17 protein-coding genes are annotated in these 24,904 nt (G+C 64.6%); 2 read left to right on the forward strand and 15 right to left on the reverse strand.

Going from position 1 to position 24,904, the window contains the following annotated elements; translation table 11 throughout:
- Positions 1 to 130 precede the first annotated feature (130 nt).
- Positions 131 to 1,237 (forward strand): agmatine deiminase, encoded by a 1,107-nt coding sequence (gene aguA, locus VUG52_RS01190; RefSeq protein WP_050703352.1) that lies wholly within the window; start codon positions 131 to 133, stop codon positions 1,235 to 1,237.
- Positions 1,238 to 1,852: 615 nt separating this feature from the next.
- Here aguA and VUG52_RS01200 read toward each other — a convergent pair.
- The gene (locus VUG52_RS01200; RefSeq protein ID WP_050703353.1) at positions 1,853 to 3,943 is read right to left on the reverse strand and encodes a TonB-dependent receptor; all 2,091 of its coding nucleotides are present in this window, start codon (positions 3,941 to 3,943) and stop codon (positions 1,853 to 1,855) included.
- 655 nt (positions 3,944 to 4,598) lie between these two features.
- Between VUG52_RS01200 and VUG52_RS01205 the strand changes: the two genes are divergently transcribed.
- Complete coding sequence (locus tag VUG52_RS01205; RefSeq protein WP_050703354.1) at positions 4,599 to 5,903, forward strand: OprD family porin; 1,305 nt, start codon at positions 4,599 to 4,601, stop codon at positions 5,901 to 5,903.
- 30 nt (positions 5,904 to 5,933) lie between these two features.
- On the opposite strand, the gene VUG52_RS01210 is transcribed toward VUG52_RS01205, so the two are convergent.
- The 14 genes from VUG52_RS01210 to VUG52_RS01275 form a co-directional block, all read right to left on the reverse strand.
- Positions 5,934 to 7,601, reverse strand: a complete 1,668-nt coding sequence (locus VUG52_RS01210; protein ID WP_050703355.1) for an FMN-binding glutamate synthase family protein — start codon at positions 7,599 to 7,601, stop codon at positions 5,934 to 5,936.
- Positions 7,602 to 7,751: 150 nt separating this feature from the next.
- A complete protein-coding gene (locus VUG52_RS01215) occupies positions 7,752 to 8,417 on the reverse strand; it encodes a hypothetical protein (protein ID WP_050703356.1) in 666 nt (221 codons plus the stop codon).
- A gap of 39 nt (positions 8,418 to 8,456) precedes the next feature.
- On the reverse strand, positions 8,457 to 9,599 hold the full coding sequence (locus VUG52_RS01220) for an ankyrin repeat domain-containing protein (RefSeq protein WP_050703357.1): 1,143 nt from the start codon (positions 9,597 to 9,599) through the stop codon (positions 8,457 to 8,459).
- Between the two features lie 68 nt (positions 9,600 to 9,667).
- A complete protein-coding gene (locus tag VUG52_RS01225; RefSeq protein ID WP_177330812.1) occupies positions 9,668 to 10,390 on the reverse strand; it encodes a hypothetical protein in 723 nt (240 codons plus the stop codon).
- 4 nt (positions 10,391 to 10,394) lie between these two features.
- A complete protein-coding gene (locus VUG52_RS01230) occupies positions 10,395 to 11,180 on the reverse strand; it encodes a hypothetical protein (protein WP_156329570.1) in 786 nt (261 codons plus the stop codon).
- Between the two features lie 2 nt (positions 11,181 to 11,182).
- Complete coding sequence (locus VUG52_RS01235) at positions 11,183 to 15,589, reverse strand: RHS repeat-associated core domain-containing protein (protein WP_331832341.1); 4,407 nt, start codon at positions 15,587 to 15,589, stop codon at positions 11,183 to 11,185.
- 8 nt (positions 15,590 to 15,597) lie between these two features.
- Positions 15,598 to 16,032 carry a DcrB-related protein gene (locus tag VUG52_RS01240; RefSeq protein ID WP_050703360.1) on the reverse strand — a complete coding sequence of 145 codons (435 nt, stop codon included), beginning with the start codon at positions 16,030 to 16,032 and terminating at the stop codon, positions 15,598 to 15,600.
- A gap of 12 nt (positions 16,033 to 16,044) precedes the next feature.
- The gene (locus VUG52_RS01245) at positions 16,045 to 17,982 is read right to left on the reverse strand and encodes a type VI secretion system Vgr family protein (protein ID WP_050703361.1); all 1,938 of its coding nucleotides are present in this window, start codon (positions 17,980 to 17,982) and stop codon (positions 16,045 to 16,047) included.
- A gap of 11 nt (positions 17,983 to 17,993) precedes the next feature.
- Positions 17,994 to 20,669: a type VI secretion system ATPase TssH gene (gene tssH, locus VUG52_RS01250; RefSeq protein WP_050703362.1), complete on the reverse strand. Its 2,676-nt coding sequence runs from the start codon at positions 20,667 to 20,669 to the stop codon at positions 17,994 to 17,996.
- Positions 20,662 to 21,711 carry a type VI secretion system baseplate subunit TssG gene (gene tssG / locus VUG52_RS01255; RefSeq protein WP_050703422.1) on the reverse strand — a complete coding sequence of 350 codons (1,050 nt, stop codon included), beginning with the start codon at positions 21,709 to 21,711 and terminating at the stop codon, positions 20,662 to 20,664. Before tssG ends, tssH begins: the two co-directional genes overlap by 8 nt.
- Positions 21,675 to 23,537: a type VI secretion system baseplate subunit TssF gene (gene tssF / locus VUG52_RS01260; protein ID WP_050703363.1), complete on the reverse strand. Its 1,863-nt coding sequence runs from the start codon at positions 23,535 to 23,537 to the stop codon at positions 21,675 to 21,677. Before tssF ends, tssG begins: the two co-directional genes overlap by 37 nt.
- The gene (tssE, locus tag VUG52_RS01265; protein ID WP_038707176.1) at positions 23,534 to 24,049 is read right to left on the reverse strand and encodes a type VI secretion system baseplate subunit TssE; all 516 of its coding nucleotides are present in this window, start codon (positions 24,047 to 24,049) and stop codon (positions 23,534 to 23,536) included. Before tssE ends, tssF begins: the two co-directional genes overlap by 4 nt.
- Positions 24,043 to 24,453, reverse strand: coding sequence for a hypothetical protein (locus VUG52_RS01270; protein ID WP_331832342.1), 411 nt, complete (start codon positions 24,451 to 24,453; stop codon positions 24,043 to 24,045). The genes tssE and VUG52_RS01270 overlap by 7 nt, the downstream gene beginning before the upstream one ends.
- Positions 24,450 to 24,884 carry a type VI secretion system amidase effector protein Tae4 gene (locus VUG52_RS01275; protein WP_028689174.1) on the reverse strand — a complete coding sequence of 145 codons (435 nt, stop codon included), beginning with the start codon at positions 24,882 to 24,884 and terminating at the stop codon, positions 24,450 to 24,452. Before VUG52_RS01275 ends, VUG52_RS01270 begins: the two co-directional genes overlap by 4 nt.
- Positions 24,885 to 24,904: the final 20 nt, after the last annotated feature.

The following is a 24,904-nucleotide window of genomic DNA, read 5'->3' on the forward strand; positions in this document are numbered from 1 at the left end:
TTTGCGGTCCTTTCGCGACGCAAGGCCGCTCCTACAGGGATAGCGTTCGACCTGTAGGAGCGGCCTTGTGCCGCGAAAGGCGCGCGCAGCGGGCCCCGGACCACCGACAGTTGCCAATTAGAGGTCATCGATGAAAACGCTCAACTCGACCCCCCGCGCCGACGGTTTCCATATGCCCGCCGAGTGGGCCCCGCAAACCCAGGTGTGGATGGTCTGGCCGGAGCGCCCAGACAACTGGCGCCTGGGTGGCAAGCCGGCGCAGGCCGCGCACGTGACCCTGGCCAAGGCCATCGCCCGTTTCGAGCCGGTCACCGTGGCGGTGTCCGCCGGCCAGTACGAGAACGCCCGTCGCCAGCTCGACCTGCCCAACATCCGTGTGGTCGAGATCAGCAACGACGACGCCTGGGTGCGTGATACCGGGCCGACCTTCGTCATCAACGATCACGGCGAGGTGCGTGGCGTGGACTGGGGCTTCAACGCCTGGGGCGGCTTCGACGGTGGCCTGTACGCACCCTGGAACCGCGACGAGGAGCTGGCCGCCAAGGTCATGGAGATGGAGCGCGTGCAGCGCTACCACACCGAAGGCTTCGTGCTCGAGGGCGGCTCGATCCACGTCGACGGCGAAGGCACCCTGATCACCACCGAGGAATGCCTGCTCAACCGCAACCGCAACCCGCACCTGAACCGCGAGCAGATCGAGGAGATCCTGCGCGAGCACCTGGCGGTCGAGACCATCGTCTGGCTGCCGGACGGCCTGTACAACGACGAGACCGATGGCCACGTCGACAACTTCTGCTGTTACGTCAGCCCCGGTGAAGTGTTACTGGCCTGGACCGATGATTCCAATGACCCCAACTACGCGCGCTGCCACGCCGCCTACGAGGTGCTGAAAAACACCCGTGACGCCAAAGGGCGCGAGTTCGTGGTGCACAAGATGCCGATCCCGGGGCCGCTGTATGCCACCCAGGCGGAATGCGACGGCGTCGACCATGTGGTGGGCAGCCAGGAGCGCGACCCTTCTGTGCGCCTGGCCGGTTCCTACGTGAACTTCCTGATCGTCAACGGCGGCATCATCGCCCCGAGCTTCGACGACCCGGCCGATGCGCAGGCCAGAGCGATCCTGGCCAAGGTCTTCCCGGACCACGAAGTAGTGATGATCCCGGGACGTGAGCTGCTGCTTGGTGGTGGCAACATCCACTGCCTGACCCAGCAGCAGCCGGCACCGGTAAAACGTTGATCGGCCAATGAATGAAAAACCCGTCGGATGACGGGTTTTTTTATGTTCGCGATACTCGGTCGGGTGGCATGGCACAGCAATTGTATTGATTTTTCCTCGTACTTCAGACGAATGGACCTACGCCATTCTGTAACGCGTCTGAAGTAACTTAGCCGCTCACTCGGCCCAGGGAGTACGTGAGGAAATGAACGCAGCAAGTGAGTCGGCTTTGCCCGCAACGGCAGCCTGTCACCAATCGCTCAGAATCCTGGCTCAGTGGTTGAAACGTCATGGAGACAATCGGGTCAGGACGACCGATCCACGCCGCCTGCTGGATGGGCGATACCCTCAAGGTCTGATCAGCGAGGAAGAGCTCGAAGCTCTGCTGGCTGTCTGGCATTGACCGGGAAGGAACCCGTCGCAGAAAAAAACGCCACCGCATCCGCGGTGGCGTTTTCGTTTGTGAGGCGTGCAGCAGAAGTACGCATCCCCTGTGTGTAGGAGCGGCCTTGTGCCGCGAAAGGGCCGCAAGGCGGCCCCGGCGATCTTGCATGAACGCTGAAATCCTGGGGCCGCTTCGCAGCCCTTTCGCGACACAAGGCCGCTCCTACAGGGATCGTGTATGGCCTTTGACGATCAGAAGCTGTAGGTCCCGGTCACCACCAGGCTACGCGGATCACCCACCTGGATCTGCGCCGCACTGGTGGCCGAGCTGTAGTAGGTCTTGTCGGTGATGTTGCTCAGCGCCGCGCGTACATCCCAGTCATGGGTGCGGTAGCCCGCCAGCGCGTCCCAGCGGCCATAGCCCGGAAGGATCACGGTGTTCTGGTTATCGGCGTAGCGGTCGCCGACCAGGGTCAGGCCGGTTTCGGCGTACCAGCCCAGCTCCGGTTTCCAGGTGACGAACAGGCTGGCGTTGCGCTTGGCGACATCGTTGATGCGGTTGCCCTGCTGGCCGTTGTTGTCCTTGACGATGGTCGCGTCCTGCAGGCCGATGCCGCCGCGCACATACCAGTTGCCCACCACGTTGCCGGTAGCGGTCAGCTCGATGCCGCGCGAGCGTTGCAGGCCGCTGAGCTGGATCAGCTCGGGGTTGATCGGGTCGCGGGTACGGCGGTTGTAAAGTTCCAGTTCGTAGATCGCGAGGGTGGTGCTCAGACGCTCGTCGAACCACTCGCTCTTGACCCCGATCTCCTTCTGCCGGGTCTGTTCCGGGTCGGTCTGGTTGGTGTTGCCGGCAGCGCCTGGGGTGATGCCGATCAGGCCACCACCGACCGGAGAGTAGGTCTTGCTCCAGGACGCATAGAAGGAGTGGTCCTGCCAAGGCGTGTACACCACGCCGATGCGCGGGCTGAAACTGTTGTCCTTCTGTTTTTCCGAGATGTCGCGCAGCTTGTTGGTGGTGTCCACCTCGAACTGGTCGAAGCGCACGCCGGCCAGCAGCTGCCACTGGTCGTTGAGGCGGATCTGGTCCTGCAGGTAGATACCGGTGCTCTCGACGTCGGTGTGGTTGTTGCTGGACACCCGCATCGTGCCGTTGTGCTGCTGGCTGGCCGTCGAGCCCTGCACGGGTACCGATGGCACGCCGACGCCCTGGTGCAGTAGCGAGTTGCGGCGCTGCTCGCCCATTTCCAGGCCTACCAGCAGGGTGTGCTCGAGACCGAAGGTCTCTACATGGCCTTCCAGTTCGATGGTGTTGTAGAGGTTGCGGGTGCTCAGGTCCTGCTGCCAGCGTTGGCGGTCCACCAATCCCGCGGCGGGGCGGTAGGCGGTCAGGTAGGTGTTGTCGAAGTCGCTCTCCAGGGTGAACAGGCTGAAGGTATGGCGCAGTTGCCACTGGTCGTTCAGCTCGTAGTTCAGGCGCGAGCGCAGCGACTCGGCGCGGTCGTTGATGTAGTCGCGCTGGGTGTCGCCGTAGGTGGTCTTGCGGCTGACGTCGGCCGGGCGCCCGGTGAGCGGGTTGCCGGGGATGCCGCGATCGGGGGTACGGTCGTAGCGGCTGTACTCGTACTGCACCAGCCAGTTCAGCTCGGGGGTGATCTGCCAGCTCATGGACGGGGCGAACAGTTGGCGGTGGTTGCCGTCGATGCCGTCGCGGAAGCTGTTCTTGTCCTCGTTGCCCAGGTTCAGGCGCAGGCTGAGGGTGTCGCTGGGGTCGGCGCTGAGATCGGCGTACAGGCTGCGCAGGTCCTGGCTGCCGCCCTGGGCTTCGACGGTCGAGCGGCGGCCGTGCTCCGGCGCCTTGCTTACCCTGTTGACGATGCCGCCCTGGCTGCCACGGCCATAGAGCACCGCCGCCGGGCCCTTGAGCACCTCGACCCGCTCGATGTTGTGCAGGTCGCGGGTGTACTGGCTGTCGTCGCGGATGCCGTCCAGGTAGAAGTCGTTGCTGGCGTCGAAGCCGCGGATGCGCAGGCTGTCGAAGCGCGTGTCGGCGCCGCTGCTGACGTTGGGGATGCCTTCCAGCGCCTTGCCCAGGTTGCTGCTGCCGTAGTCCAGCACGTTGCGAGTCTTCACCGAATCGATGGCCTGCGGCACATAGCGCGCCGGGGTCGAGGTACGGGTCGCGGTGGTCACGTCCTTGACCCGCGGGTTGTCCTCTTCGCGGGTGCTGTCGGCGGTCACCGAGGTTTCCGGCAGGGTCGTGGTGGCGGCACTGGCCAGGCCGGCGCTGAACAGCAGTGACAGGCCCAGGGTCAGGGGGGAAAGGCGGCAGGGGGCAGGCATCGAAGGCGTCCAAGGAATGGAGTGAGAAATTGGGCGCGAATGGTAATGCTTGCTATTTACTGTTGCATCGACATTTGTAAAGGGTTGTCTTTACATATGTTTCAAAATGTTGCTATCTATTCGGATTGATTTTGAATTGTCTTGATATTCATACAGATGCGCACGGGGATGACCTGTAGGAGCGGGCTTGTCCCGCGATGGCGCCCTGGCTGGACGGTGATGGGGGCATTGCCGACCTTATCGCGGGGCAAGTCGCACCGCCGCTCTCACGCTGCTCAGGGCAATTTCCGACAGGGTATCGAGAGGCCTGCGGGAGCACGGTCGTATGACGGTTTTATGGATTTCGCCCGCTTTCCACAAAAGAGACAAATTTGCGCTGACCCACGGCAGATATGCATGGAAATGCACCAGCACTGACCTAGTTTTTGGTTATATCAACCTGCATTTCACGTTTTTTTGACATGTATAAGCAGGCAGGGCTAGGATTCGGGCTCTACGCCTGCTGGCCATGATCTGGCCATGCGGCTGCAAGGCCCGTTGCAGACCATTGGCGGGCCTTTCGGCTTGGATCCGCATAGCGTCGAACCTACGAAGGGGCGTTGGTTCCTGGCGTTCTAATGCAGAGCGTTTTTGAATACGAAATAAGGAAAACAACATGTTGAAAACCAGGATCAGCCTGGTCGCCCTGGCGATGATCGCCGCGACCCAGGCACAGGCCAATGAGCAGGCCGAAAGCAAGGGCTTCATCGAGGACAGCCACGCCAACGTCCTGCTGCGCAACGCCTTCATCAACCGTGACAAGAAGCACCACACCAACGACCAGTCCCAGTGGGGCCAGGGTGTGATCGCCAACTTCTCCTCCGGTTTCACCCAGGGCACCGTCGGTGTCGGCGTCGACGCCTTCGGTCTGTACGCCCTGCGCCTGGATGGCGGCAAAGGCCGTAACGGCGGTGGCGGTATCGATTTCTTCAAGCGTGAAAACACGGTCAACGAGCGTGAGCGCAGCGATGCTGCCAATGACCTCGCCCGCGCCGGTGCGGCGATCAAATTCCGCGTCTCCAACACCGTGCTCAAGTACGGTGACCAGATGCCGGCCCTGCCGGTCCTGCAGTACGACGATTCGCGCCTGTTGCCAGAAAGCTTCAGCGGTACTTCGATCACCTCCAAAGAGATCAAAGGCCTGGAGCTGAACGCTGGGCGTTTCACCAGCGAAGTGCAAAAGAGCGCCCAAGGTCACGACAGTGGTCGTTTGAAGGCAATCAACGTACTGGGCGGTAGCTACAAGTTCACTGACAACTTCACCGCGTCGCTGTACACCGCCGACAACGAAGACGTGATGAAAAAGCACTACCTGGGCATGAACTACGTTTACCCGATCGCGGCAGACCAGTCCCTGACCTTGGACTTCAATGGCTATAAGTCCAAGCTCGACAAGAAGTTCATCGAAAAATGGGGCATGCGTGAGGGCGATCAGGACAACACTATCTGGAGCCTGGCGGCTACCTATGCGTACGGTCCTCACTCGGTAACCATCGCGCACCAACGCAGTACTGGCGATACCGGCTACAACTACGGCGGTTACCAGCGTGATGGCGGCTTCGGCGATGGTGGTTCGACCATTTACCTGGCCAACTCCTACTGGTCCGACTTCAACGCAGAAGACGAGCGCTCCTGGCAGATCGGCTACGGCCTGGACTTTGGCGCATTCGGCGTCCCTGGCCTGACCTACAAAGTTGCCTACGTGCGTGGTGACAACATCAACACCCACGGCAATGGTGAAGGTAAAGAGCGCGAAATCTTCAACCAGCTGCGTTACGTCGTACAAGAAGGCCCGGCCAAGGATCTCTCGGTCAAACTGCGTAGTTCCTTCCTGCGTACTTCGCGCAACGTCGCCGACTTCTACATGGACGACGGCAACGAAGTCCGCGTATTCGTCGAGTACCCGATCAGCATCTTCTGATCCTGATCCCGCGTCACCCGCAGCCCCGGCCTATGCCGGGGCTGTTTCTTTCCGGCGCACGTTGACCGCCGCCGCCACCTCGATTTCACTCGTCTCCGGCGCGAAGCTGTCGCTGCGTGCCATCCGCCACATCCGCGCATAGAACTCGCTGTCGATCGCGCCGCTGAGCAGCTCGCCCGGCTTGAGGAAGGTGTGCAGCTGGGAAAACAGGCTGATCTCGCTGGCGCTGATACGCCGCGCCAGGTGCTTGGGCTTGAGTTCGCTGGGATGGTCCAGGCCGGCGGCGGCAAGCATCTCGGCCAAGGCATGCAAGGTATTGCGGTGGAAGCTGGCGACCCGCTCGGCCTTCTCCGGCACCACCAGCGCGCGTTGGCGCAGCGGGTCCTGGGTCGCCACCCCGGTGGGGCACTTGTTGGTGTGGCAGCTCTGCGACTGGATGCAGCCGATGGCGAACATGAAGCCCCGCGCCGAGTTCACCCAGTCCGCGCCGATGGCCAGCACGCTGGCGATGTCGAAGGCGCTGACCAGTTTGCCCGCCGCACCGATGCGGATGCGCTCGCGCAGGTTCAGCCCCACCAGGGTGTTGTGCACGAACATCAGGCCCTCGCGCAGCGGCACGCCCATGTTGTCGGAGAACTCCCGGGGCGCCGCGCCAGTGCCGCCTTCCTTGCCGTCGACGACGATGAAGTCCGGGGTGATGCCGGTGGCCAGCATGGCCTTGGCGATGCCCATGAACTCCCACGGATGGCCCAGGCAGAACTTGAAACCCACCGGCTTGCCGCCGGACAGCTCGCGCAGGCGGGCGACGAACTGCAGCAGCTCCCGCGGTGTGCTGAAGGCACTGTGGGCGGCCGGCGAGATGCAGTCCTCGCCTTCGCGCACGCCCCGGGTGGCGGCGATCTCGGCGCTGACCTTGTGCCCCGGCAAAATCCCGCCATGGCCCGGCTTGGCGCCCTGGCTGAGCTTGATCTCGATCATCTTCACTTGTGGCGCGCGGGCCTGTTCGGCGAAGCGATCGGGGTCGAAGTGGCCGTCCTCGGTACGGCAGCCAAAATAGCCGCTGCCGATTTCCCAGATCAGGTCGCCGCCGTGTTCGCGGTGGTAGGGGCTGATGCTGCCCTCGCCGGTATCATGGGCGAAGCGGCCCAGGCGCGCGCCCTTGTTCAGCGCGGCGATGGCGTTGGCGCTGAGGGCGCCGAAGCTCATGGCCGAGATATTGAAGATCGACGCCGAGTACGGCTGGCGGCACTGCGGGCCGCCGATGCGGATGCGGAACGATGCCGGGTCGGGCATCGGCACCGGCAGCATCGAATGGCTGATGAACTCGAAGCCCGGCTTGTAGGCATCGTTCAGGGTGCCGAAGGCTTTCTCGGCGCTCTCGTTCTTGGCCCGGGCGTAGACCAGCGAACGCTGGGCGCGGGAGAACGGCAGCTTGTCGTCGTCGCCCTCGATCAGGTACTGGCGGATCTCCGGGCGGATGGTTTCGATCAGGTAGCGGATGTTGCCCAGGATCGGATAGTTGCGGCGCACGGCGTGGTGGCGTTGGCGCAGGTCGTTGAGGCCGACCAGGCTGAGCAGGGCGCTGATGACGGTGAAGGGCCAGAGCCAGGTGTGCGCAGGCAGGAACGGGACGCTGGTGATCGTGAAGGCCAGGCACAGGAACAGGCAGGCATAGCGGCTGGGGAGCGAGTCTTTCATGGGTCCATCGCAGGCGGGATGACCCGGCCTAGGATAGGCAAAGGCTGCGGGGGGAAAACCTGGGGTTTCGGTAAAAGACTGTTACTCGACGCGGAATTGCCTGGAGAGCACATGGCCAGGTTTGACTGTAGCCAGGGCCCCGGTCTCCAATCAGGTGAACTGGATGAAGAAGAAGCCGGCTTCATCGCCTTGCTTGCCGCGCCGTGCCTGCCTGTCGACATACAGGTAGCCGATACCGTCCGAGAACAATCCCACGTGCTGCCGGCTGGCGGCGGCCACATCACTGTCGAGCAGTTGCATCAGGAACAGGAAGCGCTGGGGTTCGTAGATCGGGTCCTGCAGCCAGCACGGCCTGCCGACGGGCTTGCTCAGGTCGATACCGCTGTCCTCGTCCTCCAGTTCCTGTTCTTCTTCCTCATCGCTGAAGGGTTCGAACTGAATGTAGGCACGGTCCAGCAGTAAGGCCGCGGCGGGCGGGGCGATCGACTGGTCGGCCAGCTCGTGCAGGATGACCCGGGCAAAACGATTGGCGCGCTTTTCGTCGAGCTCGCTCTGCTGATTGACGGTGTAGTGGCGCTGGGTGGACCGGTTGAAGGCGCCGTCTTGCTGACGCGCGGTGATGAACACCGTGATCGCCATGCCGGGTGGAATGAAGGTGACGGGCAGGAAGCGGTCGCTCAATGTCAGCAGCGGGGTCATCGGCTCATCAGTGTCCGGGCTTCGTGGCCATAGCGAGGCATCCTTGAGACGGGCGCCGCCGCCGATCTGGCCCAGACCGTGATCCTGGCCGGAAAGCACGATTTTTTGCGAGGTCATGGTCAATAGCATCCTTTGCGTCTTACGGGTTGTTCCACTTCAGATCGGCGTCTCCAGCGCCAGGACCTTCCAGCTCGCCTTGCGTTTACGCTCGATGAGCGCGGCCAGGGCCTTGGCGGTCGGAGCACCCTTGTCGGTGAACTTCACCGGTGCCAGGGTCAGCAGGGTGACCTTCTCACTTTCGGGAATCCGCTCGCCATCACCATGCTTGTTCCAGGGCTTGTCCACCGCCAACAGCGCATCCACCGCGCAAGGCCAGTGCAGGTCGGCAAACTGTGGATCGTCACGCTGGAACAGCATGCCCTCGGCCACCGGGCCCTGCTCGAAGGTTCTGGCGGCGAGGCGTGCCAGCATTCCTACTGGAAAACACCAGGCGTCTGGCACCGGCAATCCGGCCTGGGGCAGTGCCCAGTCCCCTGGCAGGCAGAGGAGCAACTCGGTCATCGGGGCAACCTGGTACAGGCCGGTGGTGAACAGCAGCTTGTAGTCGGTCTTGCTATCGATCAGGCTGACATGCAGCGTGCTGCGAGGGTCTTCACTGGGAGGGCAGAACGCGGTGGGCAGGACCCACCCAGCGGTATTGTGCACGAAGGTGACAATGGCCTGTCCGGCGCCTTCGGCATCGGCGCCCTCGACATCGTTGATGCTGCGTGCGCCGTGTTCGAGCAGCAGATCGACCGTGCGCTGATGCCCCCATTCGCGCGCAGCGTCCAGTGCGCTGTCATTGGCGCGTCGGTGCAGGCGATTGACCTGTGCGCCTTGTGTCAGCAGCAGTGCAACGACCTCGATGTGGCCCGACTGGGCCGCTGCGTATAGCGGTGGGCAGACGCTGAGTGGCAGGCCGTCGACCCAGGCACCGGCATCGAGCAGGCAAACGCAGGTTTCAAGGTGCCCTTCGCTGGCTGCCAGTTCAAGAGCACTGGCATGACCCTCGTCTACATACGGCTGGTTCGGCGCCAGGCCCAGCTCCAGGAGCAGGCCACAGCTCGCCGCCTGTCCGGCTCGGGCGGCCATGTGCAGCAGCCCCTCCTCGTCGGCCTCGCCATAGCGGGGCAGCACCAGCAGTTCGGGGTATTTCTGTGCGAACGCACGTAGCCGCTCCAGCTTGCCTTCTTCTACATCGTCGTAGAGGCGGTCGAGCTTGGTCTCATGCTTTTCGTAGAGTTGTTGCCAACCGATCATCAAATAGCGGTTCCCCGTCCGAGGGTCTGGTTCAGTTAAGTAAGACCCTTGTCAGCCACACGGAAATATCACTTGCGCGGGAGGGGTATCAAGGCGAACTGGAATGCTTCCGGGCAGTGCTGCTCGAGCCAGTTCTTTGCCCGTTCGCTGACGAAATAGCCGCCGTGCACATCGGCCTTGAAGAAGTCGACGCGCTCATCAGCACGGACTACCTGCAGGTAATGAGAGGGATCGTTGCTCTTCACACTCTCGTCCATGCGCAAGGCGAGCTTGCCAGCGACGTAGGCGCACCAGAACGCCGGCATGCGTGCTGACAGTTGAGGGTCATGGGGGCGTGACTCGATGATCGATTCGGGCTCGCCTTCCAGCTCCAGGTAGACGCTGATGTCCTTGGCTGCGTCCCATTGCTGCCAGTCGAGTTCGACAATATGGGTCTTTTCCAGATGCTCGAAGCGGCTGATACCTTTCAGGCCAGATTTCTCCAACGCCTCCTTTGTCGGCTCGGTCAGTACCAGCAGGCCAGAGCGGATGTAGGCGGGCGGTGTGTAGGGGCCGGTACGCTCGATGCTGTCAATGTCGGTGTCTTCGTCCCAGGCGATCATGCCGTAGGCTAGCACCTCACCCCAATCGCCCCAGGGTGCTTGTGCGTTGCAGACAAAATAGATGTTCATATCAGGCTTCACGGCTCTTGCTGTTCTGGTCGCAACGTCTTTCATAGAGCCATTGCCATGAGGGGGGCGCGCAACAGTTGTATTGCCCATGCGGCGCCCAGCGAGCAGATTGGCCGCCAAGGACTTAAACCTTGAGCAGCTCGGGATAGTCACTGAACCAATAGTCCAGGGCATCCTGATTGAGACCATGCTCACCGCGCCAGAAGTCCATCGGGTAGCTCCAATCTGACGAGCGCGCGCTACGTGGCGCCAGGCCGAGGTTGGTGTAGCGGTACAGCAGGCCTGGATGCTCTGGCGTCTGCAGTATTCCGCAGTGTCCCAGCAGGTCGAGGAACCCCCGGCCCTCTTCTTCGCTCATCTTGATACCGGGTAGTTTACGCAGCAGCTTGAGCAGGTCCTTGGGTTTGGTCACGGCAGGCACGTTACGGATCAGGTCCAGGATCGACACCATCAGCTCCAGGTTGCCCGGCTGTTCTTTCGGCCCGGCGTTATGCTCCTGCAACTGGAACGCGATATTGGAGGGGCTGCCGAAAAGCGCTGCGCCGATCAGAAAACGCACCCTGTTGAGGGCAATGAAGTTGACTTCGCGCTCCTTGAAGAAACTGCAGACCTGACAGTTCAGTTGGTCCTGCGCCGTGAAGGCGTGTTGCGGCAGGTGTGTCGCGCAAGCATAGGCCGACAGGGCGGCGCGCAGGTAGGCCTGGTTGCGCTCGACACCGGTGAGAAAGTTGGCGACCACCTCTTTCTTCACCACGGTCTCTCGCGCCTTGAACAGCCAGGTAAGCACCTGGTCATGGCTCATTCTGCGGGTCTCGGTCGCCAGGCCTGTGGCTACCAGCGCCGAGCTTGGTGGCTCGCTGGGATGCTGCGCCTTGAGGATCTTGCAAAGTTGTTCAGGAGTTGCAGTCATGTTCATTTCCCGCAGGAGCTTTTGTTGGCCTTGGGGGGCAGGGCGCCACGGCTGTCGAGCACGGGCAGTTGCGTGACTTTGCTGACACCGCGTGCCTTCAGGAAGTCGTTGGCGAGCGCTATCCGCTCGAGGCCAGGGTCTTTTTTCGCCTTGGCGTCGGAGATGCCATAGATCTTGTTGCCTCGCACGTTCGGGTTCTTCCTGCCGAGCACTTCTCGCTCGCGGATCCCTGAGTCCTCGATGCCGCGTATAGTGTCGTAGTCGGTACCAATCGGTGTCACGCGGTTGATGCGGTCACCTTCCTTGAAGCGTGGGCCGTCTGCGCCCTTGGTTTCCATATGTCGGCGTACCACGCCTTCGAGCGTATCGTTGTCCGAGGCTCGCCCGTTGTAATACGGGTTGCCTTTCTCGTCTGAAAGGAAATAGCTCCAGTCCAACCCGTGCGGATCTATCCCGCCGACAGGGTTCGGCGCATAGCGGTACAGGTTGATGCCGCCTTCCAGGCCAATAGGGTCGGGCTGAGTGAAGCGGCCGCTCTGTGGGTCATAGTAGCGGAACAGGTTGTAGTGCAAGCCAGTCTCACGGTCCAGGTACTGACCTTGAAAGCGCAGGTTCTGCTGTTCGATGAAGTCCTCAGTCCTCCACTCGCGCAAGGTCATGCCCCAGGCGGAGCATTCGCCCTCCCAAGCCAGCGTGCCGTCACTGTCGGTCAGTTGCTCGGGCAGACCGTTGAGGGCGTTGTGGTAATGGAGCGTGCGTTGATGCGCACCTTGACCGTCGACACGTGCCAGGACTCTATAGCCCGGTTCATGGACATACAAAGTGAGGTGGCCGTTGCAGCGCTCTTGCAGCAATTTGAGACCGTCCCAGCCAAAGTCGGTGCTGCCCAGCAGATTGCCCTGATCGTCTTGCTCGGTCTTGCCGATGCGGCGCCCGAGAGGGTCATAGTGCAATTTGACGATGCGCTCGCGCCCGCCGCGTACAGAGCGCACCTGAACAAGGCGATGATGCTGGTTGTAGCTCATATGCTGTTCGCCATACAGCGTGCTGCGTTTTTCCGACAGGCGTCCGAAACCGTCATAGCGGTAGTGGCGATCTTCCAGTTGGAGCAACTGGTCATGGCGGGCGACTTGCCCAGCACCGGGCACACGGTTTGCCGCAGCGTCATAGAGGTATTGTTCGTTTTGGCCTGGCAACGGTCCCTGGTTGGCAAGCAGGCGATCCGTTGCGTCGTATTGCATCAGCAGCTGATGTTGATGATCGGGTTGCTGGCGCAGGTAGAGCACCAGATTGTCGCGATCATCGAAGTCGAAGCGCTGCTGCCAGGGCGCAGGCAGGTGTTCGTTGTGGTCGGCGCCCCAGCGCAGACGGGCGCTCGGCCGGCCACTGAGGTCATATTGGCTACGGGTAAGCAGCCGTCCCTGGGTTCGCGAGACCTCACGGTGCAGGCGATCGCGCTCGAAATCGCAGATCACCTGCCCGTCGATGTTGATCTGATGGAGGTGTCCCGAGCCATACACCAGGCGGTTCAGTTGGCGGCCATCGGGCAGCCGCGTCTGCAAGCGATTGTCCAGTGCGTCGTAGGTGTGCTCCAGCCTTCCGGCACTGTTGCTTTCGGCAGTGCGGCGTCCGCAGGCATCATGCTCGAACGCGACGCGTTGCACATTCCCCTGACGATCCTCGCTGATCACCTCCATCAACCGGTCCATCGGATCGAGACTGTAGGTAGTGCTGTCATCCTCGGTAAGCAACGCAACCAGCCTGCCGGCGGCGTCACGTCGAAGGCGGTGATGGATCGGCGCCTCTCTGGCGCCCGGCGCCGGAATGAAGTCCATGGCGATGATCTGGCCGAGTCCATCGTACTGGTAGGCCTTGCGACTGCCATCCAGATTTTCATGCTCGGCCAGGCGGTTCGCCTCATCCCAGGTGAAACGATAGGACTCACCGTTGCTGTTGGTCAGTGCCACCAGTCGTGTGCAACGGTCATAGGTAAACAGCGTCGGCCGGCCGAGGTTGTCCCGCTGCTCGATGAGCTGGCCATTCAGGTCATAGCGAAAATGCTCGGCGTTGCCGAGCGGATCGATGAAGCATTCGAGCAGGCCCGAGGCGGTGTACCGGTACTGGACAATGCGCCCATCCGCCAGCTCCTGGCGTATCCGATGTCCCAAGGCATTGTGTTGGAAGTGGCTGGTCTGGCCGAGGGCGTTGGTCAGACTCTGCAAATGGCCACGCCGGTCGTAGCGCAACCGTGTGGCGTAGCCTGAGCAGTCCACCTGCTCGATCAGCAGACCTTGTTCGTTCCAGCGCTGACGTTGGCGCTTGCCCGTGGCGTCGATGGTTTCCAGCGGTAGGCCATGTTCGTCATGGCGGTAGCGCGTCACCTCGCCCAAGGGGTCGGTTTCGCGAATACAGTTGCCGTGCTGGTCGTAGCGATAGGTCCAGGTTGCCCCGGCGGCATTGGTTTCACTGCGAGGCAACGCCCAATGCTCGAGCCACTGGGTCGATTCACTGCGTCCCAACGGATCGATGGTTTCGCACAGGTTGCCGGATTCGTCGTAGCTGAAGCGCCATTCACCGCCTTCAGGATCGGTAGCGGCAAGCAGCTGACGTTCATCGTTCCAGTGGAAGCGCCAGGTTTGGCCCAGCGCGTTGCTCGACTCGATGATCTGGAACTGCGCGTTCCAGCGCCGCACACTGGTGCGTAGCAGCGGGTCGGTGATGCAGGTGATGCCAGCCTCGATATCGTATTCGAAGTGATACTCGTCGCCGGCGTTGGTCCAGTGCCGGATCACCCGCCAGTCGTCCAGTTTCTGCCACTGGTAATGGCAAAGCAGGCCATTGGCTGTTTGATGCCCGACCATGCGCCGACCTTCGTCATACATGAATCGACGCTGCAATTGCCCCAGTGCATCGTGGACCTCGGCCAGATCGCCAGCGGCGTCGTAGCGATAGCTGGCGAGCGTTTCAGTATCGTCATCGACGAACACCCGTTCGATATGGCTGACTCGACGTGGCCAAGCGCCGCTGTAGTGCAGCTTGATCCGCACGCGGTCAAAGGTGTCGCGCAGCCACATCAGGCGCCCGAGATCGTCATAGTCCAGGTGGATGCGGTTGTCGTTGCGATCTCCCAGTTTCGCCAGACGGAGGTGGTTGGCGTCCTGTGGACTGGGTTCGAACAAACGATAGAGGCCGCTGCTGATGTCTTCGATCAGCAGCTCGCCATCAAGGGCGCGTCGCACGCTGATGCCTTCGCCAGCGCTGAAGACGGCGTCGCCGAGGGCGATCATGCCCATGTCGATGACGCGAGCTTGCTCGTCTGTATACAGCAGGCGGTCGTGCTCGACCCTCACAGACACTTCATAGGGGACGCTCCAGCCGGCACCGAACAGACCCTCGCGACGTTCGTCGCGACTGTTGTAGTAGCGCTGCCAGTCCAGTGGGATCATGGCCTGGAGGGTGAAGTCGAGGTCGTGTTCGTCGCTCAGGATCTTCGCGCCAGTAGGCGCGTGTACAGGGTTTGGCGAGCCGACGATGGCCGAAGTCAGGGCGGCGGTCACTTGGCTGCTGGCAAAACTGACCACGCCTCCGACGAGCATGCACCCAAACTTGCTATAAAACTTCCCCCCCCGCCCCCGCAACATCATCAACGCCGTAATCGCCAGGCCGATCCCCGGCGTCTTGCCGCTGCGGATCTCGCGCACCACGATCGGCCCGCCGCCGATGCGCACGTTGTTCGACACCAGTCCGCCATCGACGATCACCGCCTCGCAGGTGCTGCGATCGCCGCTGCGACAGGCCGGGTGGCCGTTGATCAGCACCTTGCTCGAGCCTTCGGCCAGGTACTGCGGCGGCATCGGCGGGTGCTTGGTGCACAGCACCTTGTCGTCGGGGGCTTCCTGGGTGTTGGGCGCGGGGCTGGCGACGGTCGGCCGCCACATCTGCGAGAAGAAGCCCTTGGCCATGTCGAGGAAAGTCTCTTCCTGTTCCTCGGCCTGCGCGTCACCGCCCCCGCCACTGACCGGGGCCGAGGGGGCGGTCACCACGCCAGCCGCGCGCGCGGCGCGCATGCCGTTGGTCCTGGTGTTGGGCGAGCCACTGACGATGGTGGCCTGCACGGTCGGCGGGAACAGGGCGTTGCCGATGCCCTCGCATAATCGACTGAGCCCGGTGTCCGCGCCGGTCTTGGCCATGACCACGCCGACCACCAGGCCCACCACCGCGCCGAGCACGAAGCAGCCCAGGCCGCCAGTGACCACGGTAATGCCCAGTGCCGCGGCCACCGCGGCGGTGGCCAGGGCGCCGATGGCGACGTTGGCGGCCACTTCCAGCACGCCGCCGATGATGTCGGCCATCACCGAGGTGTGCAGCAGCGCGTCGCCCTCGCGGGCAGCCCAGAGTGCGTCGGACATCCGCTACGTCAGCCCAGGTTGTCGAAGGCGAGGGACTGCTTGAGCGCCGCCCAGTGCGTCGCCTCGGCCTCGCCCAGCGGGGTCGGCTTGACGTAGCTCAGGGCGAACATCTTGCGCGTGCCCGGCAGCACCAGCGCCAGCTGGTACTGGTAGACCTTCTCCTGGCCCTTGCTGAACTGGCTGCTCAGCTCGATCGCCTCGATCGGCTGGGCCGCGCCCACCTGGGTGGCGCGGGCCGGCTGGAACTGCAGGTCCTTGACCTGCTGCTGCAGGCGCTGCAGCTGGCCGTCGAAGTTGCTCTGCAGGGTCTCGCCCTCTTCGAGCAGGCTGCGGCTGACGATCAGCGAGGTGCCCAGCGCCTCGAAGCGCAGGATGTTGATGCTGGTGTCGCGTACCTGCGCGTCGGGCAGGGCGAAGCGGAATTCGTTGAGGCGGTAGCTCATGGTTCGGTCTCGTTACTTGCTGGCGGCGGGGAAGAGGGCCTTCACCGCGCCGTCGATGGCCGTTTTCACGCCCTGGTTGTTCGGCGCGGTCTGCGCGCCGCTGCCCACGTTCAGGTCAAGGGTGCCGCCGGTGTTGATCTCGGCGTCGGCGTTGGCGTGGAAGCTGAACTGCTCGCAGCTGATGTTGATCTGCCCGCTGGCGTTGAGCTCGATCACGCTCTTGCCGCAGACCAGGCGCAGGTTCTCGCCGACTTCGATCAGGTAGCTGGTGCTGACGCTGTCGGTCTTGCTGGCGCCGACCAGCAGCATGTCGTCGCGGCGCACGGCGCGGATGCGGTCCTGGCCGATGGTGATGGTCTCGAGCATGCCGACGGTCTGGGTGCGGTTGATGCCCACCGACAGGGTCTCGCTCTGCTCGACCACGGTGTCCATGTTGCGTTCGGCATGCATGTACAGCTGCTCGGCGCCCTTCTTGTCCTCCATGCGGATTTCATTGAAGTTGGCCGGGCTGCCGCCCTTGCTCGAACGGCTCTTCATGCCGCTCTGGGTGGCGCCGCCGGGGAGGTCGTAGGGCACCGTCTGTTCGGCGTTGTACACCCGCCCGGTGATGATCGGCCGGTCGGGGTCGCCTTCGAGGAAGCTGACGATGACTTCCTGGCCGATCCGCGGCACCTGGATCGAGCCCCAGTTCTTGCCCGCCGTGGCTTGCGATACGCGGATCCAGCACGAGCTGTTCTCGTTGGACTGGTCGTGGCGGTCCCAGTGGAAGTGCACCTTGACCCGGCCGTACTGGTCGGTCCAGATCTCCTCGCCGGATGGGCCGACCACCACGGCGGTCTGCGGCCCCTTGACGATCGGCCGTAGGGTGCTGCCCACCGGGCGGTAGCTCTGCTGCGCGTCGATGCAGCTGAGGTTGCTCTCGAACTGCGCCGCGCCGCTGCCGCCACCGCTTTCCAGGCGCTCCTGGTGTACGTAGTAGCGGGCGGCGACGATCAGGTACTCGCGGTTCTGATCCTGGCGGCTGAAGTTGCTCAGGCTGAACAGGTGACCGCTGCCCAGGCCCCGGGCATTGCCGCGCAGCTCGACCCGCTCGTGCAGGCTCTGCAGCGACTCCAGGCGGGTGCGGGCGTAGTGCTCGCCGTCCTGGGTCTGCTCGTAGGCGCCGGGGTAGTCGTACAGCGGGTAGTCGCCGGCCTGGTGCGGGCGCGGCATGGCCGAGCGAACGTCGATGCGCGCGCTGGGGCGCTGGAAGTCATAGTCGTTGAGCTCCAGGGAGCCTGGCTGGACTTCCTGGGCCAGGTGCCAGTCGTTGATATGGTCGCGCTCGCGGTGCTGGCCGTCCGGCGGGTAGTAGGGCACGGTCTCGTAGCCCGGGGCCTTCTGGTGCGCGCCGTAGGCGTCGGCCAGTACCAGCACGTGGCGTTCCTGCTCGTGGCGGAAGAAGTAGTAGATGCCTTCTTCTTCCATCAGGCGGCTGACGAAGTCGAAGCTGGTCTCGCGGTACTGCACGCAGTACTCGCGCTCGCGGTAGTTGCGGCTGAGCAGGTCCTCGAAATCCGAGAAGCCCAGGTCGCGGAACACCTGCTTGATGATCTGCGGCGCGCTCAGGTGCTGGAAGATCCGGCAGTCGCTGGTGCGCGTCAGCAGCCACAGCCACGGGCGCAGGGTGACCCGGTAGGCGGCGAACTGGCCCTGGTCCACCGACTGGCTGCAGCGGGCGACGATGCCGTGGAAATGCCGCGAGCTGCCGACGCTCTGCTGCACGCTCAGGCTCATGGGCTTGCCCAGCAGCTGGTTGAGGTCGATGGCCGGGTCGTCGCTGGTCAGCTGTAGCTCGTAGTCGAACAGGCGGCCGAGCTCCTCGCTGCCGCCCATCTCGGCAAGGATCAGCTTGTCCGGCCCCAGTGGGCTGTTGATCTGCGCCAGGCGCGTGAACTGCTTGAACAGCATGGTCGGTCCTGTCAGTCGGCGGCGCCGAAGTCATAGTGCAGGTCGTTGTCGCGGCGGCTGATGCTGACGCTGGCCAGCGGCTTGCCCTCGAGCAGGCGGGTCAGGAACTCGCGGCTCATGTCCGGCAGCAGGCCATTGGTGAGGATGGCGTCGATCATGCGGCCCCCGCTTTCGGTCTCGGTGCAGCGCGAGACGATCAGCTCGACGACGCCTTCGTCGTAGGCGAAGCCGACCTTGTGGGTGCCTTCCACGCGCTTGCGGATGCGCTCCAGCTGCAGGCGGGTGATGGCCTTGAGCATCGCGTCGCTGAGCGGGTAGTAGGGGATGGTCACCAGGCGGCCGAGCAGCGCCGGCGGGAAGATCTCCAGCAGCGGCTTGCGCAGCGAGGTGGCCACGGCCTCAGGGTCGGGCAGGGCCTGCGGGTCCTTGCAGATGTTGGCGATCAGCTCGGTGCCGGCGTTGGTGGTGAGCAGGATCAGGGTGTTGCGAAAATCGATCTGACGGCCTTCGCCGTCTTCCATCACGCCCTTGTCGAACACCTGGAAGAAGATCTCGTGCACGTCGGGGTGGGCTTTTTCCACCTCGTCCAGCAGCACCACGCTGTACGGGCGACGGCGCACCGCTTCGGTCAGCACGCCGCCCTCGCCGTAGCCGACGTAGCCGGGTGGCGCGCCCTTGAGGGTGGAGACGGTGTGGGCTTCCTGGAACTCGCTCATGTTGATGGTGATCAGGTTCTGCTCGCCGCCGTACATGGCCTCGGCCAGGGCCAGCGCGGTCTCGGTCTTGCCCACCCCGGAGGTGCCGGCGAGCATGAACACGCCGATCGGCTTGTTCGGGTTGTCGAGGCCGGCGCGGGAGGTCTGGATGCGCTTGGCGATCATCTTCAGCGCGTGGTCCTGGCCGATGATGCGCTTGGCCAGGTGGCTGTCGAGGTTGAGCACGGTCTCGATCTCGTTGCGCGCCATGCGGCCCACCGGGATGCCGGTCCAGTCGGCGACCACCGAGGCCACCGCCTGGTAGTCCACGGTCGGCAGGATCAGCGGGCTTTCGCCCTGCAGCAGGCTCAGGCGTTGCTGCAGATCGATGAGTGTTTCACGCAGCTCATGGCTGCCCTGTGCGTCCACTTCCCGGTCGACCACGCCGACCTGCTCGCGCAATTGCGCGCGGGTGGCCAGCAGTTCATCGACCAGGGCCTTCTCTTCGGCCCAACGGTTTTCCAGGTTGGCCAGGCGCTCGCGCTCCTCGGCCAGCAGGCTGTCGGCCTGGATCTGGCGCTGCCCGGTGCTGACGCCGATGGCGGCTTCGCGGGCAATGATCTGCAGTTCCACCTCCAGCGCCTCGATGCGCCGACGGCTGTCGTCCACCTCGGCCGGCACCGCGTGCAGGCTGATGGCGACGCGGGCGCAGGCGGTGTCGAGCAGGCTCACCGACTTGTCCGGCAGCTGGCGCGCCGGGATGTAGCGGTGCGACAGCTTCACGGCGGCTTCCAGCGCTTCGTCGAGGATCTGCACCTGGTGGTGCTTCTCCATGGTCGAGGCCACGCCGCGCATCATCAACAGCGCCTTGGCCTCGCTCGGCTCGTCCACCTGGACCACCTGGAAGCGGCGGGTCAGGGCCGGGTCCTTCTCGATGTGCTTCTTGTACTCGGCCCAGGTGGTCGCGGCGACGGTGCGCAGGCTGCCGCGGGCCAGGGCCGGCTTGAGCAGGTTGGCGGCGTCACCGGTGCCGGCCGCGCCGCCGGCGCCGACCAGGGTGTGGGCTTCGTCGATGAACAGGATGATCGGCTTGGGCGAGGCCTGCACGTCCTCGATCACCTGGCGCAGGCGCTGTTCGAACTCGCCCTTCATGCTGGCGCCGGCCTGCAGCAGGCCGACGTCCAGGCTGCGCAGCTCGACGTCCTTCAGTGCCGGCGGCACGTCGCCGGCGACGATGCGCAGGGCGAAGCCTTCGACCACGGCGGTCTTGCCGACGCCGGCCTCGCCGGTGAGGATCGGGTTGTTCTGGCGGCGACGCATGAGGATGTCGACCAGCTGGCGGATCTCCTCGTCACGGCCGACGATGGGGTCGAGCTTGCCGCTGCGGGCCTGCTCGGTGAGGTCGACGGTGAAGCGCTTGAGCGCCTCCTGCTTGCCCATCGCCGCCGGGGCCACGGCGCCGCTGGCCTCGCCCGGTGCGGCGGCGCTGAAGCCGTCGCTGGCGGCCAGGTTGTTTTCCGGCGAGTCGCCAACGTACTCGTCGAAGCGCTCGCTCAGGGCTTCGATCTTCAGCTTGGCGAACTCGCTGGACAGCCCCAGCAGCGCATTGCGCAGGCTCGGGGTCTTGAGGATGCCGACCAGCAGGTAGCCGGTGCGCACCTGGCTTTCGCCGAACATCAGGCTGCCGTAGACCCAGCCGCGCTCGACGGCCTCTTCTACCTGGGAGGACAGGTCGGTGATCGAGGTCGAGCCCCGTGGCAGGCGGTCCAGGGCGTCGGTCAGGTCGCGGGCCAGGCGTGCCGGCTCGACGTTGAACTGGCGGATGATGCGGTGCAGGTCGCTGTCCTGCAGCTGCAGCAACTGGTGCAGCCAGTGCGCCAGCTCGACATAGGGGTTGCCCCGCAGCTTGCAGAACACCGTGGCGGCCTCGATGGCCTTGTAGGCAACGCTGTTGAGTTTGCCGAACAGCGCGGCGCGGCTGATTTCACCCATGGTCCTGACTCCTTGTGAGGGGTGCGGCGACCGGCTGGTCGGCGTAGTACCGGGCCAGCTTCAGGTCGCGTGCATCGTGCGAAGGGCGGCCGAGCCAGGTGTCGAACCCCAGGCGCTGACCGGCATCGAGTTGCAGCGCGGGCACCTGGCCCTGCGCGAGGATGAGGTTGAGGTCCCAGTCCAGTTCCTGGCCCAGGTACTCGGCGACCCAGGCCGCCAGCTCGACGAACGCCTGTCCGCCGGGGAGCAGGGCGTGGTACTGGTCGAGGGTCAGCGGGCCCAGGCACAGGCGGAACTTGTGCTGGCGGTCCCAGACGTAGCGGCCCAGGCACAGGTCGACGCCCAGGCGGTTGGCGCGCACGCCGAGCTGGCTGCGCTCGGGCAGCTCCAGCCACTGGCCGACGTATTCCTCGAGCCGCACCGACACGCCGAAATAGCTCGACAGGATGCTGCACAGGCCGTCCGGGTAGCGGGTCTGCGCCGCCAGGTGGCCGGACCAGTGCAGCTTGGCGCTGTCGGCCAGCGGCCCCTGGCCTTGCAGTTCCGGCTGGCCGCGACCGCTGAGGGCGGCCAGGCGCGCGGCCCAGTAGTCGTCGCCGGGGCGGTCGTGGCTGACGGTCGGCCGGGCCTCGGCCCAGGCGCGGTAGAACAGGCTCAGCAGGCGGTGGTGGAAGATGTCGAGGAAGCGCTTGCTGGTCGGGTCGGCGTGGTTGCGCTGGCGCTCGCGCATGTACTCGGTCAGGTGCAGCGGCAGCGGACCGTTGGGGCCGCCGAGGCCGAAGAAGAACTGCTCCAGGCGCGCCGGCTGATCGTCGTTGGCCGTGACCGAGGCCAGCGTCGCCGGGGCGAAGCTGCAATCCAGGCGCTGGCCCAGGCGCACCGGCTCGTCGGCCAGGCGCAGCGAATGGCCGAAGCGCGGCAGCTCGGGGTTTTCCGCCTCGAGGCGGCGCAAGGCCTGGAAGAAGTCGTACTCCCAGGGCTGCGCCTGCATGGCCTGTAGCGTGTTCACAGGGTCGGCCTGCGCCCGGGCTTGGCGTTCCAGCGCATGATCTCGCCACGTTCGCTGGTGCGCAGCACGGTTTCGGTGAAGCTGTTGATCGACACGTAGCGGGTCAGGAAACGCTCGAACACCGCGCCCAGGAGGAACACGCCGGTGCCGCGGAAGGCGTTTTCGTCGAACGTCAGGGTGATCTCTAGGCCGCGGCCGAAGACGATCGGCCCGGGCATCGGCAGGCGCCGGGTGCAGGGCTTGCAGCTGACTTCGCGCAGGCCGTCGATCTGCAGTTGCAGGGCACTGTCCTGCTGGTCGCCGTACAGGCGCAGCAGTTCGCGCAGGGCGGCGGCGCCTTGGCCCTGTTCGGCCAGGGACAGGTAGTTCAGCGACAGTTGGCTGATCAGGCGCCAGGCCCGGTTGTCGTGGGCATGGCTGGCCTTCGGTCGACTGGGGCCGGCCAGGCAGCGCACGGCGGACACCGGCGCGCTGTCGGCCAGGCTGAAGTCGCTGCGCCCGTCGCCGACGTTCATGAACAGCGGCAGGTCGCGGTTGCTGCACAGCGCGCTGATGCCCAGCTGGCGCAGGTCGTGGCGGTACGGCGCCTGGTGGCCGTCGACCAGGCTGACGAAGGTCTCGCTGCCCATGTAGCTGGAGCGCGTGCCGTTGCGTCGCTGCTCGCTGGACAGCACCCGTGGCTCGCGACGGACGATGTAGTAGGCCTGGTCGCGGCCGTAGCGTGACGGGTCGCGCACGGCGTAGAACGGCAGGAACGCCTGGTCCGGCCCGGTGCCGTGGCCGCTGACCTGCTGCAATGAGTGGATCTCGAAATCGGTGGGCCGGGTGCGGTCGGCGATCACATGGTGCTCGTGGACCCGGTCGGTCAGGTGGATACGGTCGACACGGCGCGGGAACAGGTTGATCGCCGGGGTGCAGAACGGCACGAACTGCGCGCTGCCCACGCTGCTCTCCAGCGTGGGGTCGAAGCGCTCGAACAGGACCAGCAGCTCCAGCTCCTGGCCGTTGCAACGTTTGACCGCGCGCTCCAGCCCGGCGAAATCGACGAACAGGAAACGCTGCGGCAGGGCGAAGTATTCCTGCAACAGGCGATAGCCCTGGAACGCCTGGGGCACCACCGGCAACGCCGCTTCGCGATCGTCGAAGCCGCACGGCAGCAAGGCCTGCTCGACCGGGATGCGCTCGACCCAGTCGGCCCCCGGCTGGCGCACGAACACCGCGCAGGCGCTGCCCAGCAGTTGCTCGTAAAGGCGGAAGGGTGTTTCGTCGGCGCCATTGAGGTACAGCGGCAGGTGCGTCAGCGGCAGGCTGCTGAAGGGGATTTCCGCGCCGCTGCGCAAGCTCAGGCGCAGGCCGGCGCGGGCCTTCGGTTCGCTGGCGGCCAGGCGCCCGAGCACGGCGCCGGGGTTGCCGAAGTATTCGGCGCGGGCCACCTGCAGCGGCCACAGGGTGACGTCCTGGGTGCTGCGGAATTCGCATGGCGTCTGCGAGTTGCGGCCAAGGTTGGCGCGCAGCACGCTGTCGCGGGGCAGCTGGAAGCCGGCGGCCAGCGAGCCCTCGTCGGGGTCGGTCTGCAGTTGCACCACGGTCATCGACGGGGTCGGCGCCAGGTAGTGCGGGTAGGCGATTTCCAGCAGGTTGTGGGTGAAGGTCGGGTACTCGGCGTCGAGTTTCAGCTGCACCCGCGCGGTGAGGTAGGCGAAGCCTTCCAGCAGGCGCTCGACATAGGGGTCGGCGCATTCGATCCCGGACAGCGTCAGGCGCCCGGCGATCTTCGGGTATTCCTTGGCGAACTCGGCGGCACCCTCGCGGATGTGCTGCAGCTCCTGGTTGTACAGTTCGAGCAGGCGCGGGTTCATGCGCGTCTCCGGCGGTCGGCGGGGGCCACGCGCACGTGTCCGGACTCCAGGTCCACGTCGGTCTGCAGCAGCAGCGGCAGGGCCGCCGGCTGGGCCCACAGGTCGCCTTCGATCTCGAAGCTCAGGGCGTTGGCGTTCATCTCGCCGGGCGCGGCCTGGGCGCGCACCTTCAGGGTATGGGCGAGGATACGCGGCTCGTAGGTGGCGATGGCCTGGTGGATGATGCGCTCGAGCGCGTTGAGGTCGATGTTCGACGCGCTGTTGCCGGCCAGGGCCGGCAGGCCGTAGTTGATCACCGAGGCGCCGGCCGGGGAATTCAGCGTGGCGCCGGTGTCGAGCAGCGAGGTGGTGTTGAGCAGCCAGGCCAGGTCGCGCAGCACCGAGGCCTTGAGCTGCTGCAGGCTGAGCACGCGCTTGTCGGGGGCTTCCTGCGGGTTGCCCGGGTCGTCATCGGTCAGGCGATCCAGCAGCGAGGGCTGCAGGCGGTCGCGGGTGGCGATCTCGGCTACCACTGGAACATCCCTGTGAACATTTTCTGGTCTTCGAAACCGGTGTCGCAGGACGCGCTCGGTGCCGGCGTGGAGGCTTCCAGGCCGGCCGGGGTCAGGCGCACGGCGCGCGAGGTCTTCAGGCATTCGCCCTTGAGCGTCGGGTGTGGCTGTACATGGGTCACCAGCACGATCGGCACACCGTCGAACTGCTCGACCCGGGCCTTGCCGGCGCGATCGGGGCTCAGGCCGCAGGGCCATGGCATGTCCAGCGCCAGGCGCTGTTCGCCACGGTCGAGCACGCACTGGCCGGCGTTCTCGGTCAGCTTCACGGCCTGCCCGCCCAGGTTCGCCTGGTCCAGCAGTTCGGCGTCGGCGCAGGCGCTCAGGGCCTGCAGCAGGGCGCCGGCCAAGGCCACGCGCTTCATGTCAGCTCCCAGAACCAGACCTGTTTCGACTGGTAGTTCTGATCGGAGAAGCCTTTGGTCAGGCCGCGGTTCCACAGGTCGATATGGTCGCCCGTGCGGTTTTCCTGGCTTTGCCCGGTGCGGGCGAAGCAGTCCTTGTAGAAGATGATCCCGGTCTTGGCCTTGAGCTTGTCGCGCTCCTGGGCGCTGCCGCCGATGCGCTGCGGGCGTCCCAGCTGGCGCTCCAGCCAGTTGGCCAGGGATTCGGCGCCACGGGCATGGCCATGGGCGCACTTGGGTTCGGTATAGGTCGATTTGTTGACCTTGAGGCTCATCTCGCCGTTGAGCGCGATGCTCATGCGGATGGCGCACTGGTTGTCCCACGGACCATCGCAGGGCGAGGACACTTTCGGATAGGCATTCCACAGGTTGATGAAAGAAGGCTTGGCCATGATGTTCACCGTGGGCGGGT

Source organism: Pseudomonas sp. LH21, assembly GCF_036549575.1.
Taxonomy (GTDB): Bacteria; Pseudomonadota; Gammaproteobacteria; order Pseudomonadales; family Pseudomonadaceae; genus Aquipseudomonas; species Aquipseudomonas peradeniyensis.